Origin of the sequence: Paenibacillus polymyxa (assembly GCF_015710975.1) — a bacterium.
Classification (GTDB): domain Bacteria; phylum Bacillota; class Bacilli; order Paenibacillales; family Paenibacillaceae; genus Paenibacillus; species Paenibacillus polymyxa.
The window spans coordinates 695,664-711,664 of sequence record NZ_CP049783.1 but is presented as its reverse complement, the minus strand read 5'-3'; the positions used below and the strand labels follow the sequence as shown (position 1 = coordinate 711,664).

Annotated in this window: 10 protein-coding genes; 6 read left to right on the top strand and 4 right to left on the bottom strand. The window is 47.4% G+C overall.

All coding sequences use genetic code 11. The features are described 5' to 3' along the window. Positions 1-39: 39 nt before the first annotated feature. From G7035_RS03435 to G7035_RS03410, 6 genes are all read left to right on the top strand, one after another. On the top strand, positions 40-3,297 hold the full coding sequence (locus G7035_RS03435; protein WP_049789315.1) for a glycoside hydrolase family 32 protein: 3,258 nt from the start codon (positions 40-42) through the stop codon (positions 3,295-3,297). A 233-nt stretch (positions 3,298-3,530) separates the two neighbouring features. After that, positions 3,531-5,267 (top strand): ABC transporter ATP-binding protein, encoded by a 1,737-nt coding sequence (locus G7035_RS03430; protein WP_080561200.1) that lies wholly within the window; start codon positions 3,531-3,533, stop codon positions 5,265-5,267. After that, a complete protein-coding gene (locus G7035_RS03425) occupies positions 5,248-7,086 on the top strand; it encodes an ABC transporter ATP-binding protein (RefSeq protein ID WP_019686304.1) in 1,839 nt (612 codons plus the stop codon). Before G7035_RS03430 ends, G7035_RS03425 begins: the two co-directional genes overlap by 20 nt. Before the next feature lie 339 nt (positions 7,087-7,425). Further along, positions 7,426-8,625 (top strand): MFS transporter, encoded by a 1,200-nt coding sequence (locus tag G7035_RS03420; RefSeq protein ID WP_019686305.1) that lies wholly within the window; start codon positions 7,426-7,428, stop codon positions 8,623-8,625. Next, positions 8,618-9,274 (top strand): TetR/AcrR family transcriptional regulator, encoded by a 657-nt coding sequence (locus G7035_RS03415; RefSeq protein WP_019686306.1) that lies wholly within the window; start codon positions 8,618-8,620, stop codon positions 9,272-9,274. The genes G7035_RS03420 and G7035_RS03415 overlap by 8 nt, the downstream gene beginning before the upstream one ends. 109 nt (positions 9,275-9,383) lie before the next feature. Next, positions 9,384-10,295: an AraC family transcriptional regulator gene (locus tag G7035_RS03410; protein WP_019686307.1), complete on the top strand. Its 912-nt coding sequence runs from the start codon at positions 9,384-9,386 to the stop codon at positions 10,293-10,295. Positions 10,296-10,402: 107 nt separating this feature from the next. Here the strand turns inward: G7035_RS03410 and G7035_RS03405 are convergent, their stop codons facing one another. From G7035_RS03405 to G7035_RS03390, 4 genes are all read right to left on the bottom strand, one after another. After that, a complete protein-coding gene (locus tag G7035_RS03405; RefSeq protein ID WP_019686308.1) occupies positions 10,403-11,803 on the bottom strand; it encodes a sugar porter family MFS transporter in 1,401 nt (466 codons plus the stop codon). Positions 11,804-12,027: 224 nt separating this feature from the next. Beyond that, positions 12,028-13,368: a response regulator gene (locus G7035_RS03400; protein ID WP_019686309.1), complete on the bottom strand. Its 1,341-nt coding sequence runs from the start codon at positions 13,366-13,368 to the stop codon at positions 12,028-12,030. After that, positions 13,343-14,788: a sensor histidine kinase gene (locus G7035_RS03395; RefSeq protein WP_019686310.1), complete on the bottom strand. Its 1,446-nt coding sequence runs from the start codon at positions 14,786-14,788 to the stop codon at positions 13,343-13,345. The genes G7035_RS03400 and G7035_RS03395 overlap by 26 nt, the downstream gene beginning before the upstream one ends. Continuing rightward, positions 14,785-15,783, bottom strand: coding sequence for a substrate-binding domain-containing protein (locus G7035_RS03390; RefSeq protein ID WP_019686311.1), 999 nt, complete (start codon positions 15,781-15,783; stop codon positions 14,785-14,787). Before G7035_RS03390 ends, G7035_RS03395 begins: the two co-directional genes overlap by 4 nt. Positions 15,784-16,001: the final 218 nt, after the last annotated feature.

The window sequence follows — 16,001 nt, the reverse complement described above, 5'->3', positions numbered from 1 at the left end:
TTTTCTTCGTAATCCGTACTGGAGGGTAGGAAATTGGCGATGAGAATAGAGCTCACAAACACGCGCACGAATTTGACGAACTGGCAGATTAAAGGGCAGGGACACATAGAAAATAACATCCAGGGACTTTTGTTGAGGTCAGAGCCACAGGAAAATGTGATGGCTATGTCTGGAACTACATCGCAGGATTTTACTTTTGAAGCGGATGTGATGGTCACAGACATACAGGCAGACGCTACCCTAGTATTCCGTTCCAGTGAGGATGGATGGTCTTCCTATATGCTTCAAATCGTGCCAGCTGCCGGATTATTACGGTTGCGCGATGCTGCCGGGGATATCGAAAGACTCAAAGAGGAACGGCAGGTAAAATTACAAAAAGGAGATATTTATCATCTCAAGGTGAAGGTAGAAGGCTCGCGTCTTAAAGTGTACTGGGATGAAGGGTATAGCCCGATTATAGATGTGGTCGATACGACGTACGCATCAGGATATTTGGGACTGAATGTCTGGAATGGGTCGGCATTATTTCAGAACATTCAAGTCAGTGATATGGATACGAATGTAGATGAACCGTTCTTGATCCGTGGAAAATGGCAACCGGACCTCAAAGGGCAAAAAGCTGAGGGAACAAGTTCTGAAGGAGCATTGAAAATATTTAGTACGACAGCTGCCGATCTGGTCATGGAAGGTAGTGTGACGCTGAATCCTTCTGAACCGGGAATGGAAGCAGGGCTATTTTTCAGAGGGAATCCGAAGGGTACAGAGGGATATGTTGCTTCTGTGCAACGTGAGGATCAGCAGGTTCGGGTACATCTGAGAAAGGCGAATGGAACTTTGATTACAAGCTCGGCGATGACGTATCCGGATACATCGGGCAGTAAACACAGTCTGGAAATCATTACACACGGAGAGCGGATTTGCGTGTTTGTAGATGGCTACACACCTGCGGCGATTGACATCGTGGATAACAGTTACTCCAGTGGTTTTATAGGTATGAAGGCAACTGGGGGTACGGCTTATTTTCAGGATATCTACCTTACCTCCGTCCCGAATTACTATACAGAAAAATATCGCTCGCAGTATCATTATTCCCCTGTCAGAGGCTCGGCCAGCGATCCGAACGGATTAGTATATTTCGAGGGAGAATATCACCTGTTTCATCAGGATGGTGGACAATGGGCACATGCGGTCAGTCTGGATTTGCTGGATTGGAAAAGGCTTCCCTTGGCATTAAAGTGGAATGATTTGGGCCATATCTGGTCCGGCTCGGCTGTAGCTGATCTCACCAATACTTCCGGCTTGTTCAGCGACTATGGCGGGAAAGGACTGGTTGCGTATTACACCTCCTATAATCCCGATCAGCCCAAGGGAAACCAGAGAATTGGCCTTGCTTACAGCACAGACCGAGGACGGACATGGCAATACCCCGAAAACAATTCAATTGTAATTGAGAATCCGGGCCAAAATGAAAACGATCCTGGCAACTGGGATTTTCGTGATCCGAAAGTGGTATGGGATGAAGCGCATCAGCGCTGGATTATGGTCGTGTCGGGAGGTGACCATATCCGCTTCTTTACCTCCGCCAACCTATTAGATTGGAGCTGGACGGATAACTTTGGCTATGGTGATTATATACGGGGCGGGGTATGGGAGTGCCCAGATCTATTCCCACTCGCGGTAGACAAGAGCAACACCTCTAAATGGGTGCTAATGATTAGTACTGGAGCCAGCACGAACACTCAAGGCTCGGATGCGGAATATTTTATCGGTGAACTGACATCTGATGGCAAATTTCAAAATGATCTTCCGCCGAGAAAGGTATTGAGAACCGATTGGGGCAAGGAATTCTATGCCTCGATGTCTTTCTCCAATATGCCCTGCGGGCGGCGTATCATGCTGGCATGGATGACAAATTGGGACTACCCGTTCAGCTTTCCGACTTCACCCTGGAAGGGGCAGTTCAGCATCCCGAGAGAGTTATCGTTAAAAACAACCCATGAAGGCATCCGCTTGATACAGCATCCGATATCCGAACTGACTTCGCTACGTTCTCATTTATTTTCGCTAGAACATGCAAGTATCACGGAATCTTCTCCGAATATACTGGAAGGTTTAAAGGCGGGTGCCTATGAGATTGAGGCGGAGTTCGAATTTCCTTCCGTTGGGATGGCATCGACTTTTGGGTTTTGCGTACGGGAAGGCGGTGAGCAAAGAACGGTAGTCGGCTATAAAACAGATGTACAACACATGTTTGTAAACCGTGCTGAATCAGGGCTTACTGATTTCTCTCCTCTATTTTCAACGCTTCATGAAGCATCACTGGCACCGGTCGGGAATCGAATTCAAATGCGTATATTTGTGGACGAATCCTCAGTTGAGGTGTTTGGTAATCATGGGGAAGTCGTATTTTCTGATATCATTTTTCCAGATTCGGCGCGTAGAGGAATGAGCTTCTATACTCAAGGTGGTGAGGTAAAAATTGTTTCTCTTCATGTGTATGCGCTACACAATAGCTGGAGGGTTACAGAGGTTTCACCCATCAGACTGATCATGGATTACACTCAGCTGGAGCTTGCGGAAGGACAGTCGAAACGTCTGTATGCGAGTGTGGAGGATCATTCTGGGAGAAAAGAATCTTTGCTGAATTGGGAATCCAGCAAGCCCGCAGTTGTCAAGGTGATCTCGTCAAATGAAGGCTACGCGATCACGGAGGCACTTTCCCCTGGAGAAGCCGTAGTTACAGCCTCCATTCCGGGAGATACGGTAAGAGCAAGTACCTCTGTCACTGTGCATGGCGGGAAGTTTTATACCAACCTTTCAGGTTGGGTGCCGGATGTCTCCGCATCCCGCTGGATGGTGACAACGGATGGTATGCGCGGAAGCTATATTAGCGATGCAAATTATATGGCTTCTGAGCAGGCGAAAGATTTTACGTATGAGGCTGATATGAAGCTGTATGGAAATGGGAGCGCTGGTTCCATGATTTTTCGTGCCAATGCTGACGGGTCGAGTGGCTATTATTTGAATTTGGACCCGAACATGAAATCCATTCGTCTTTTTTATAAAAAAGAGGGGCGATTTGAGGAGCAGCAAGTGCTGGCCAAGGTTCCAAGATTTGTACTGCCGGGAGTAACCTATCATATTAAAATCCAAGCAGAGGGATTACGCCTTCGTATAGAGATAGATGATGAACAGGTGATTGACTTGGAAGATGATACATTTGCCGAAGGGCATTTTGGTATCAATGTATTTGGAGGGCAGGCTTTTTACCAACATGTAAGGATCGAGAAAATGTGATATGAATTTCTTATGTCAGAAGGAGAGCTGTATTTTACGAGCTCTCTTTTTTGCGTCTTTTTTAGCCGGAGCCTGCAATTTGCTGGTTAAACGAAAACCTTCAGGGGGGTATAATAAAATATAGTGCTATATAAAGTGCGTATACATGGTGTTACAGCAGATTTGGATTCATACAACCATTAGATGCTGATCTGGAAGGACGGCTATGGGCCATTGGAGGAATGCTTGTGGGGATGATGTTCACTTTTCTAAAAAAATATCGGGTTCCAGCTATCGCGGCGCTCGTGATGATGCTACTGGAATTGACGGTAGAGTTATCGCAGCCGTATTTGATCTCCAAAATCATAGATGAGGGCATTCGGCAGCAGGATTTGCCCGTCGTCTGGTTATGGGGCGGTGTACTGGTGGGCAGTGCCGTTATCGCTTTTATGGCAGGGATATCCAGCTCCTTTTTTGCTTCACATGCAAGTCAGGGTTTTGGCTATGATGTGCGGGAAAAGCTATATCAAAAGGTGCAATCCTTTTCTTATCCGGTGTTCAAACGCTTTGCTACTTCGTCGCTGATTACTCGCCTGACGGGAGATGTCACGCAAGTACAAGATACGGTGTTTATGAGCTTACGATTTATGACACGGGTTCCGCTGGTGGTCATCGGCAGTATTGTGATGGCCTTGGTTGTACATTTTAAGCTTGGGCTGCTACTGGCGGTTATGGCCCCGGTGCTGTTCGTATTTGTGCTGGTGATGATGCGGAGGACTGTCACTTTGTTTAAAAGTGTCCAGCGGCGCTTGGATGATGTTAATGGAGTAATTCAGGAGAATCTGACAGGCATTCGGCTTATCCGGGTTTTTGTGCGGATGCGACATGAAATTGAACGTTTTGCTCATTACGGAAGTGAATTGATGAAAGGGACGGTGTTCGCTCTACGCTGGACAGAAACGACGATGCCGTTTATTTTGTTTACGATGAATGCAGGGATTATTGCAGTACTTTGGTTTGGGCGCGGTCAAATTTCCACTGGAGATGCCAGTGTAGGACAGGTGGTTGCAGTCGTTAATTATTCCCTGCGGACGATTGGAGCTTTGTCTGCTTTATCCGGTATCGTTGTGGTATTTTCCCGGGCTACTGCATCTACAGGGCGGATTCGAGAGGTTTTGGAAACACCTAATGAAGAGGGGAGAGAGCTGAAGGGTGTTCCAACACAGGATATACGGATTGAGGGACAGGTGGAAATGGATCGGGTGAGCTTTCATTATCCGGGCAGTGATTTGGCTGTATTAAAGGACATATCCTTTAAGGCACGACTGGGTGAGCGAATCGCTATTATGGGAGCTACTGGTTCGGGCAAATCCTCACTTGTACAGTTGATTACACGTCTATATGAAGAAGATGCAGGTCATGTGCGCTTTGACGGAAAGGACGCTCGTGAACTGGATGGCTCCATACTACGTGAGGCGATTGGCTATGTCCCCCAAGAGGTACTGCTATTCACCGGTTCGATTCGGGATAATATTGCCTGGGGGCTGGAGCATGCCAGTCTGGAGCAGATTCAGGAAGCCGCGCGCATGGCACAAATCCATCCTATGATTGAACGCTTGCCGCAAGGCTATGACACCATGCTCGGACAGCGTGGTGTTAATCTGTCCGGCGGACAGAAGCAGCGGCTGTCGATTGCCCGCGCACTGGTGCGCCAGCCGGCAGTGCTGATTCTGGACGACAGCACAAGTGCGCTGGATGTGGGGACGGAAACAGCATTATTGAATGCACTCGACGGACTGTCCTGTACGACATTTCTCATCACGCAGAAGATCAGTTCAACTGCATCAGCAGATCAGATATTACTGCTGGATGAAGGGCGCCTGATAGCTAGTGGAGACCATGAACATCTCATGAATAGCTCAGAACTGTATCGACGTATCTATGAATCACAATACGGAAAGGAGGAGTCGCATGCTCAAGGAACTCATTGAACCGTTCCGTCAGCCTACGCCGGAATCCGGTGTGCTGCGAAACCCGGCTGGCGCTGAAGGACGACGCAAGACCAAAGCGAAGAACTGGTCTGGCACGGTAGGGCGAATATGGGCTTATCTGGCCCGTCGCAAGGCCAAGCTAATGCTGGTCCTGTTCATGGTGTTGCTCAGCTCCGGGCTGTCGCTGTTGGCTCCATATCTGGTCGGTGTAGCGGTGGATGATTTTCTCGAAGGGCCGGGTGGACGCACGTGGATTTATTTTCTCATAGGTTTAGGGGCTGTGTATCTACTGAACTCGCTGACCTCCTGGCTGCAAAATATCTGGATGATCGAGATTGCCCAAGAGACGGTGTACCGCATGCGTTTCGATCTGTTTTCACATTTGCATCGACTCCCCATTCCTTTCTACGGCAAACGTCAGCAGGGAGAGATCATGAGTCGTCTGACCAATGATATCGAAAATGTCAGTTCTACGCTGAACAGCTCAGCCATTCAGATTTTTTCGAGCATATTGACGTTAATCGGTACACTCACTGTGATGCTGTGGTTAAGCCCGCTGATGACCCTGTTAACCTTTATCGTGGTGCCGTTAATGGCAGCCGGGATGCGCTGGATTACACGCCGCACCGGGCCTTTATATAAGGAACGGCAGAAGAACTTGGGCGAACTGAACGGATACATTGAAGAAACGCTGTCTGGTCAGCAGATTATCAAGGCATTTTCACAGGAGAAGAGAGTCATCCGTGGTTTTCGTGAGCGTAATGACCGTATTCGGCTGTCGGGTTTCTGGGCACAAACGATTTCAGGCTTTATCCCTAAACTGATGAACGGACTGAATAATCTCAGCTTTGCTATTGTAGCAGGGATTGGCGGGATTTTAGCCATTCGCGGCTCGATTACGATAGGGACGATTATCGTATTTGTAGAATATGCTCGTCAGTTCACTAGACCGCTGAACGATTTGGCTAACCAGTGGAATACACTGTTGTCCGCCATTGCCGGAGCTGAGCGCGTATTTGAAATATTGGACGAAGACGAAGAGTCCAAGGATGAACGCGGCGCAGTAAAGGTGAAGCATGTGGAGGGAGCTGTACAGTTTACGGATGTTTTCTTCGGTTATGATGAGGGAAACGCTACGCTGGAAGCCATCTCTTTTGAAGCTAAACCTGGTGAAATGATCGCGCTCGTCGGTCCGACCGGGGCAGGAAAAACGACACTGATCCAGCTCCTTTCCAGATTCTATAGCCCAGACAAGGGAACGATTACGCTGGACGGGCGTGACATTACGACCATAGAGCGTGAAAGCTTGCGCTCCCGTATGGCGTTTGTGCTACAGGACACCTTCCTGTTTCAGGGGACCATTCGTGAAAATATCCGCTTCGGCAGGCTGGATGCCACTGATGAGGAGGTTGAACAAGCATCGAAACTGGCCAACGCCCACTCCTTTATCATGCGGATGAAGGACGGGTACGACAAGGTGCTGGAAGCGAACGGTAGCGGCATCAGTCAAGGGCAAAAGCAGTTGCTGGCGATTGCTCGTGCGATTTTGGCCAACCCTTCCATTCTGGTACTCGACGAGGCGACCAGCAGCATTGACACCATCACCGAGATGAAAATTCAAGAAGGACTGGAACGGCTCATGCAGGGGCGAACAAGTTTCGTCATTGCACATCGGTTGAATACCATTCGTCAGGCTGACCGGATTTTGGTCTTAAAGGACGGTCGTTTGGAGGAGCAAGGTTCTCATGAGGAGTTGCTGGCTCACAAAGGCTTTTACAGTAATTTATATTATGGTCAGTTGAGAAAACAAAGCTCATAAGCTGGCTTGATCAACAGATTTACAGGCATACTTAAAATGGGCTACCGTGGGGTGGCCTTTTTAAGTATGTCTTTTGTATGGAAACGCAACATTAAAATATACCCATACCCCGTATATGTACGTTAGTATTGGAGTGCAAGAATAAAAGGCCATATCAAAGGAGAGATGTCATGATGAAGGTCGCCATCATGCTTTACGATGGAATCACAGCATTAGATGCCATATTAGCTTGGCTCAACTAGGTGTGTATTTTTATTTACAAAGCCCCCTAATTCAACTAATATGGTTTACACATAGTAAAGGATTGCAAAGTGTAAACCATTGGAGGGGGTTACAAACATGAGCAGCTTACCTAAGTCTGCTACATTTCCGCTTTTCATTTTGATGCTGAATCTGTTTATTGCTTTATTGGGTCAAGGCATGGTGATTCCCATTCTGCCTGAATATTTGAAACAATTTAATGCGGCAGGAGCTGCTGCGGGGTATCTTATTGCCGCTTTTGGAGCAGCACAGTTTATTTTTTCACCTCTAGGTGGACAGCTATCGGATAGATACGGGCGTAAATCAATGATCATCACCGGTCTGTTTTTAACCGTCATTTCGGATCTCATGTTTGCTGTATCTACGACATTGCCCCTTCTATATATTGCTCGGTTTATTGGAGGGATAGGTATTGGATTAATGGTTCCTTCCAATATGGCCTATGTCGCTGATATTACCACTCCTGAAACTCGCGCTAAAGGAATGGGGTACTTGGGTGCTTCCATGAATTTGGGGATGGTGCTTGGTCCGGGGTTAGGCGGTATGATCGCTGAGTTGGGCATTAGGGTGCCTTATTTTTTTGCTGGTGGACTTGGACTTGTAGCAACGCTGCTTAGCTTATATATGCCAGAGACACTGCCCAAGGAACAACGAAAACCCGTTGGCCAACGGGTCCGTAGGGAGCCGATTCGAAAGCAAATTCTGAATTCATTTCGAACGTCCTATTTTCGTTATCTTCTCCTCATATTGATCATGACATTAGGCTTGATGAATTACGAAACGGTGTATGCTCTTTTTGTGGAACGAAAATACGGTTTTGATGCCACTAAAATCTCAATGATCATTACGGTTGGTGCCATAATAGGCATCGTGGTGCAGGTATGGCTGCTTGATTACCTCATCAAGAGACTTGGCGAGATGAAGCTTATACGCCTCTCTTTGATCATGACAGCCACTGCTTTACTGTTCATGCTTATTAAGATCAATTTAGGTTATCTGCTGTTGGTATCGGCTCTGTTCTTTGCTTTTAATGCCTTCTTAAGGCCCACAGTAAGTACAATGATTGCCAACTCGGCTGGAGATCGTCAAGGATATGCCGCCGGACTGAATACGACGTATACCAGCCTAGGCAGTATATTGGGGCCTATTTTAGCGGGTTTGTTGTTTGACAAACACATTCATATTCCTTATATTTTTGGTGCATTAATCCTTGCATCTGCCCTTTTCTTAACCTTTCAAACATCAAAAAATGAGAAACGGATGGTTGCTAATGACTGAGAACTGGCACCAGAACTTGAAAAACAAAAATCGGGAAGAACTCATTGCGGCTGCGAAGGAACTTTTTATGAAGCAGAGCTTTCTCAAAGTGAATATTAAGGATGTATGCCATGTGGCTGGTGTAAGCCGGGTTACATTCTATAAGCATTTTCAGTCCATGAATGAAATAGTTTTTGAGGTCCAAATGGAGATCCTTGAGAGCATGACTGAATTTGTTAGAAGAGCACCTACAGCCGAAATGAATGGTAAGCAGATGCTTACTTCGATGCTTGATGCATGGATTGATTATGCTGGGCAACATCCAAATTTCATCAAGTTTATTCTGTTATTCGACCTGCATTACGAAGCTTATGATTCAAATGAAGAACTCAAAGAACGATATAAACATTTTGTTAACCAAGGAAAGGAACGACATTTTCTGATAGATGCTCTGGAAGCTGGAATCCAAGATGGATCCTTAAAGTCGGATGCTGAACCGCTAAAGACTGCGCATTTTATCTTCACGTCTATGATGGCGTTACTCCAGAAAATGAGTTTGACTCCCAAGGAAGATTGGAATGGCGAATCTCAGGATGTACAAATGGCTAACCGATTTGTAGGGATGCTGGTTCAGTATTTAAGTTCAGAAAGTGATGAATCCTCTATTTAAGACAGGTGGACGCAATAGAATAACAAGGGTCAGTCTGCTAAACTGTGAAAATAGAACGGGTACATATACGTTGCCATATTAGCCTGATTTATTTTGCGGAGGTGCGGGGATGAACGGAAGTCTGTTTGAGCCAGGACTGCTGGACGGGGATTATATTCCCCGTTTTTTTGCTTACTATTACAAGCAATGGCGTGACTATACGATGTCTTACCACGATCATCATTCCACTGAAATTATGTATATGATTTCTGGCTTGTGCAGGATAGATGTACAAACCGGAAAGAATACGGAAGAAAGCATTACGCTGCGCAAAGGCGAGTTTATTATGCTGGATGCAGGCGTCCCGCATCGGTTGGTGGTGGAAGGAGAACAACCGTGCCGGATGCTGAATGTAGAGTTTGGCTTTAAGGAAGGGGTGAGGGTAGGACCATCTATCCAACAAATAGCAGCGGAGGAGCAGGAAGTCACAGCCTTTATGTCGCGTCCATTCCCATATCTGGTGCTATCAGACCCGGAAGAGGTATATTATGCGCTCAAAAGTCTCGTGCTGGAGCTGGATCAACGTAAAGAACAGCCGGGTGCCATGGCAGAAATGCTTTTTATGCAATTGCTTGTACGAATTGCACGTTTACGGGAAGAGGCAGAGCGCAGCAATACGCAGCAAACGGATATGTACGTCAAGCGATGCATTGAATTTCTCCATCTGAACTATGACCGGGATATTGCAGTCAAGGACATGGCCGCAGCCGTCAATCTGCACCCAGGGTATTTGCATCGAATTTTCAAAAAACATACGGGGCTAACGCTTACCGCGTATTTAACGATGCTGCGAATGGACAAGGCCTGTATGCTGCTTCAGCAAACGGACATTCCCATTCAGGAAATTGCCGATTATGTTGGCGTCGCCAGCAGACAGTATTTCCACATGTTGTTTAAAAAGCACACAGGCAAAACTCCTGTTGAATACCGCACCGCCGTCGAGCGCGATGTGAGGAATTATGCGGAGGAGGGTGGAAGCTAAAAAAGAAGCCTCTGAACCATTACCGATTTAGGTCGGTATGAATTCAGAGGTCGTGTGATTTCAAGCACTATAAAACGTATCGGGCTTCTTGAGAGCTAAAGTTTGGATCATTTTCCGAGCCACATATTTTCCATCTGTTCAAGCGATCTCCCCTTGGTTTCGGGAACCTTGCGCCATATAAAGACTACGACGAACAACGAGATGGCTCCGAATATCCAGAAGGTATTGGACGGACCAGCTGAACTCAGCAGAGGGGGGAATGCCTGGGAGACCAGATAATCGCCGGCCCATAATGCCATCGAAGCAATGGCGACAGCTTTGCCGCGAATGCGGTTCGGAAAGATCTCCGAGATCATGACCCATACGATTGGCCCAAGCGATATAGCGTAGGAGGCCACGTAGATCAATATCATGATGAGCACGAGCGGTCCAGTGGTTAGACCTATTTTGAATGCGGCTCCAATAATGATCAAGCAGAGGGTCATCAGCGAGGTACCGATCATTAGTAGAACTTTTCGTCCCGCTTTGTCGATCAGCCATACGGATACGATGGTAAACAACACATTGATCAACCCGATCCAGATGGTCTGGGTCAAAGAAGCGTCCGTACCGAGCCCCATTCCTTTAAAGATGACCGGTGCATAATACAAAATGGCATTGATGCCGGTAATATGCTGCATAATGGCGAGCATGATACCGATAAAGAGAGCGACCCGAATACCGGGAGCGAACAATTGTTTCAATGAGTCATTCTCATTTTTGAACGATTCCTTGATATCAAGTACTTCCTGTTTAGCGGCTTCTTCACCGTGAATTTTCAGCAGAATTGGTAGCGCTTCATAAGGCCGATTCTTTTTGATAAGCCATCTCGGGCTTTCTGGTATGAAGAGCATCAGGAGCATAAAGATCAGTCCCGGAACAGCTCCCACTCCGAACATCCAGCGCCAGGCTGTTGAGACACCCCAGGCTTCATCCCCCAGGCTGACGATCCACGAATTCTGAAAATAAACAAGGAAAATACCCGTTACGATCGCCAGCTGATTTAAAGCAACCAAACGGCCACGGTATTTGGCGGGAGCGATCTCCGCGTTATACACCGGACAAATGGTGGAAGTGATTCCTATGCCGACGCCGCCGATCATACGAAAGATAACATACCCGGTGAACGTATCTTGAATTGCAGAGCAGATCGAGCCGATGACAAATAAAAATCCGGCGGCCAGCAATACCTTTTTTCTGCCGATCCTTTCACTCATGTAGCCGGAGAGAGCCGCACCCGTGATGCTCCCTACAATCAGACTCGACACTGCCCAACCGACCTGAAATTCGCTCAGCGAAAAACGCTGCTGTAGGAATTCAACTGCTCCCGAAACTACCGCGATATCAAAACCGAACAGTATGCCTCCAAGCGCAGCTACGATGGATACCAACGTCACAAAAAGCATATTGGGTTTTTCTGATTGAAGCGCTTTCTGTTGAGCGCTTTCATTATGGATGATTACTCCCATATGATCATCTCCCCTCCAGATTCCTAGAACCTCATTCCATTCTTCGAGGAGAAGTATAACATGCGTTTATAAAAGAAAGGCCGGTGATCGTCTTCAATAAACGGACCTTTTCACGCACGATTTTGGCTTCGCTTCCCGAATTGGAGACGGAGGGGCTAAATCTAGCATTACCTTGTCATTCGAGCTTAAAAAAATCCATGCCGATGGTCGGCATGGACGAAGCTCTACGATTTTTGACCTTTGAACTCCGTGGGAGGAACGCCCGTTATCTTCTTAAAGACACGGCTAAAATAGTTCGGGTCCTTATAACCCACTTCAAAGCTGATTTCCTTCAGGGCAAGGTTGCCCTCCTTAATTAAAGCAATAGCTTTATCAATCCTTAACCTGGTTACGAAGTCGATGAACGTTTCTCCATATTCCTGTTTGAAAATTTTACTGAAGTAGTGAGGATTCAAGTGGACGAAATCAGCCACTTCTTCCAACGAAAGTTCATCGTTGAACCGTTCCTCGATATACATTTTTGCTCTGCCCAGCATAGTCAGTGTTTGAACCTCCCGCTGTTCGCGTATCCGTTGTAATGCTGACATGACGTACGTCTGCTGAAGCATTCCATTCTCCTCTTTGACGGCAAGCACAGAGGCGTTTCCAGCCTCTGACGACTTCAGCTCATCAAAGTGGCAGTAACCTCCATCGCGCTTGCGTAGGGTGGAGGCAAAAACGGCTTCGAAATAGGACTTGCGAAGTCCTTCCTCGCCGCTATGAAGCGAGCCGATTCCAATAGCTGTCTTTATGCCAAATTGCTGCTGGGCCAGCTCGGAGAGCTGTTGAACAAGATGCTTAATCCGCTGTTGCCAGTCGTTTTCGCTGGTGGCAGGCGGCTTTTGTAAAAAAGTGGCCACATGATGGTCGATCAGGGAGCTCACAATGGAATTGGGGCCATGTGTTTTTACATAGCTTCGGAAATGATCGTAAATTTTCTTTTTGTCCTGCTCGTCTGCATATCCTTCAAAGGCAGCAATGATGGCGCTTCCCTGATCAAGAGGAAAGTCCAGCCATTCCGACAGTTGAGAAGCGCTCGAATCCACCGTCTGGTCGACCATAAGCATTAAAGCCAGCTCATTTTCTGCGAGCGGCATCAGCTGTGAGATTTTGTGCCTAAGCTCCAATTCTTCCGTGCGTGCTCGCTTCTCGCATTCAATTTCTTCAATCAGTCGTTTCAGTGTACTGATGATGAGTTCTCGCTTCGCTGGCTTCAGAATGTATTCTTTTACGCCCAAAGAGAGCGCCTCACGTGCATAAGCAAAATAATCATAGGCGGTGACGAGCACGAAACGGGTATCAGGAAGACGCTCCTTTAATTCACGAAGCGCCCCAAGCCCGTCAATTCCGGGCATATTAATATCCAGAATGGCAATATGAGGCCGGTGCTCTTCCGCACATTCGATCGCCATGCGGCCGTTGTCGGCATGAATAAACCGAAATACCCCCGGCATTGCCCGTTCCACTATCAATTCCAGTCCTTCCCTCTCCAAAGCTTCGTCATCCGCGATCAACAACCGATACATTCGTCTGCTCACTCTCCTTCTTGACTGGAATTCGTATTGTTATGGTAGTACCTAATCCGATATGGCTTCGGATTTCAACCATTCCTTCCTTTTCGTAGAACAATTGCAGCCGCCTAAACACGTTTTGCATTCCAAGTCCTGTTGAACTGCTGCTTTCAGCTCCACCTTCTAAACGGAGCACGGACAGTCGGGTTTCCTCCGTCATACCCTTTCCGTTGTCTGAAATTACAATTTGCACATCCTCGCCCGCTCTCGACAGCGTCAATGTGATAATGGCTCCGTTTTCCAAATCAGCTACACCATGAAGAAAGGCGTTTTCAATAAATGGCTGGATCGTCAAGGCTGGAATTTGCTGCTGAAGTACGGAAGCGTCAAAGTGAAGATCAAAGCGAATTCTGTCCCGGAAACGCGCCTGCTGGATGGTTACGTATTCGCTTATATGGTCTAGTTCTTCCTGGAGCGTTACGGGTTTGTCCAGCTTTTGCAGGCTGTACCGTAGTAGATTGGACAGCGAAACGATCAGGTCGCTGGTCTTCTCCGCTCCTTCCAGGATCGCCAATTTGGAGAGCACATTTAAGGTATTGAACAAAAAGTGCGGGTTAATTTGATTTTGCAGGGCCAAAAGCTCTAGCTCCTTCACAAGTCGCCGCATTTCCAGACTTTGTTTATCCTTTTCGATAAGGATGCTCAAGTCAGCAGACATTTGCAAAATGGCGTCTGCCAATACGCCTAGCTCGTCATCTCGCCGCGGTTGGGGCTCGATATTCAGATCACCTGTGGCGATTCGCTTCGCCAGTCCGACCAGTCTGCCGACAGGGCCCGTAATGCTGCGCGAGACCCAGATGGCAAGCAAAACCCCCATCAGCGCGTTCATGCCGAACAACGCCACTCCCAATCCGTTCATTTGCTCATTCTTGTTCCGAATGTTCTCGATGAGCGGCCGGTAATAAGCCAGTTCAGCATCGATCAGTCGCTGGCCCTCCTCATGAATATAGCCGACGGTTTTCTCCGCTTCAATGTAATGCTCAAAAGCCGATTGAGGATCTTGTGCCTTTGCATCCAGAACTGCAGCTTGCTTCTGTTCAAGAAATGTGGCTAACAGATTCATGTAGTCCTCCTCGGCAAAAGAAGGATCGGTCGAGTCAGAGACTTCCTGGATTCTGCCTTTCAGCTGCTTCAATTGGTATTCCGTCGGGCCCTGCACACCCGTATCGTCTCTTGGATTGAGCAGATAGGTATAGAGGAGATTTAAGTTGCTCTCCGTCGATTCGGAGGTTTGCTCGATGAGAAGAATTCGGCCAAGCATTTCATCGTAGCTCTGTTGGACGACCTTTCCGCTTTGGAATACAAAATAAGCGATGATATTGGCGAACACAACTAGAAGAGGGATGAACAGAAGCAACTTCGTTCTGATCGTCATCGTCTGTCATCTCCAGACATGTTGTCAGGAGTGTCCGCATGCACTTCATATACCCTGGTGTATGTTAATTCCTGGGGATCATGTCCCTTTAGATAATCATTCAGCAATTTTATAGCCTTAGCCCCCATTTCCATTGGCTGTTGAACAAGGGTGAGCTCGATTTTGCGATGTTTGATAGCTTTCAACGTCTCGGCCATATCGTCAAAAGCGAAAATCTGCAAATTCCGCACGCCGCGCCGCTCCGAGGCTTCCAGAATGCCAAGGCCGTCCAGCGCACTGAATCCGACCATGTAGTGAATCTGCGGATAATGGGTGAGCATGTTCTGAGCTTGCTGGGCTGCCTGAAGCCGTGAAATATTTGAGGAGCGAATCTCCACAATGCGGAGCTTGGGATAGCGGCTGATCACAGAACGAAATCCCGCAAGCCTGAGCCGCTGATTCTCGACGCGCTCGCTGCTGATCATAACTCCAATATCGCCATGCTCCCCAGAGGCCTTCGCCAACAGCATGCCCATCTGTTTTCCTGCTCCTTCGTTATCCGTTCCGACGTAAGCCAGCCTTCGGGAGTCCGGCTCATCCGTATCGATCGTGATGACAGGTATGCCAAGTGCGGCAGCCTTGTTGATTAATCGTCGATACTCTGGATCATTTATCCCTTGAACCAGAATCGCATCTGCCTTGGCGGCGATCGCTTTATCCAGCAGTTTGATCTGCTCGGACGGATTAATGCGGTCCGGTCCGATATAATCGAGCCTCATACCGTACTGCTCCGCTTCCTTTCGAGCTCCTTGTTCAATGGACCGCCAATAATAATTGTCCAGCTCTTGTGATATCAATACCACTTTTGTATCGGAACCCCCGTCGTTTGGTGAAACCGTCTTCAATTGTTCTGCAAATTGGTGAATTTGAAGAGAAGACAGAGTGAACTGAAACAACAGCCAGGCAAATAGCAGGAAGACGGGAATAAGGATAAATGTCCATTTACGGTTTGACATGTCTTGCTCCTTTGGGAATGTTTAGAGACACAACTCATTATACAGTAAACAAGAGAAGCACACGCAGCTTCGTCAACGGCAAGTAGCATCTGTTGATGCGAAAGTTAGGATTTTTGACACCTAAGTTCGAATCTGGTCATGATTTTGATAACGCTTTCTACAGGCATATTGCTACAATGACGGTATATTACAATTCTAATTACCGGAGGTTGAATGCC

What these genes read in the sequence shown, in the direction of transcription:
- G7035_RS03410 (WP_019686307.1), top strand. Translation starts at nt 9,384, where the DNA reads ATGAACGGAAGTCTGTTTGAGCCAGGACTGCTGGACGGGGATTATATT.
- G7035_RS03425 (WP_019686304.1), top strand. Translation starts at nt 5,248, where the DNA reads ATGCTCAAGGAACTCATTGAACCGTTCCGTCAGCCTACGCCGGAATCC.
- G7035_RS03390 (WP_019686311.1), bottom strand. Translation starts at nt 15,783, where the DNA reads ATGTCAAACCGTAAATGGACATTTATCCTTATTCCCGTCTTCCTGCTA.
- G7035_RS03415 (WP_019686306.1), top strand. Translation starts at nt 8,618, where the DNA reads ATGACTGAGAACTGGCACCAGAACTTGAAAAACAAAAATCGGGAAGAA.
- G7035_RS03435 (WP_049789315.1), top strand. Translation starts at nt 40, where the DNA reads ATGAGAATAGAGCTCACAAACACGCGCACGAATTTGACGAACTGGCAG.
- G7035_RS03395 (WP_019686310.1), bottom strand. Translation starts at nt 14,788, where the DNA reads ATGACGATCAGAACGAAGTTGCTTCTGTTCATCCCTCTTCTAGTTGTG.
- G7035_RS03430 (WP_080561200.1), top strand. Translation starts at nt 3,531, where the DNA reads ATGATGTTCACTTTTCTAAAAAAATATCGGGTTCCAGCTATCGCGGCG.
- G7035_RS03420 (WP_019686305.1), top strand. Translation starts at nt 7,426, where the DNA reads ATGAGCAGCTTACCTAAGTCTGCTACATTTCCGCTTTTCATTTTGATG.
- G7035_RS03400 (WP_019686309.1), bottom strand. Translation starts at nt 13,368, where the DNA reads ATGTATCGGTTGTTGATCGCGGATGACGAAGCTTTGGAGAGGGAAGGA.
- G7035_RS03405 (WP_019686308.1), bottom strand. Translation starts at nt 11,803, where the DNA reads ATGGGAGTAATCATCCATAATGAAAGCGCTCAACAGAAAGCGCTTCAA.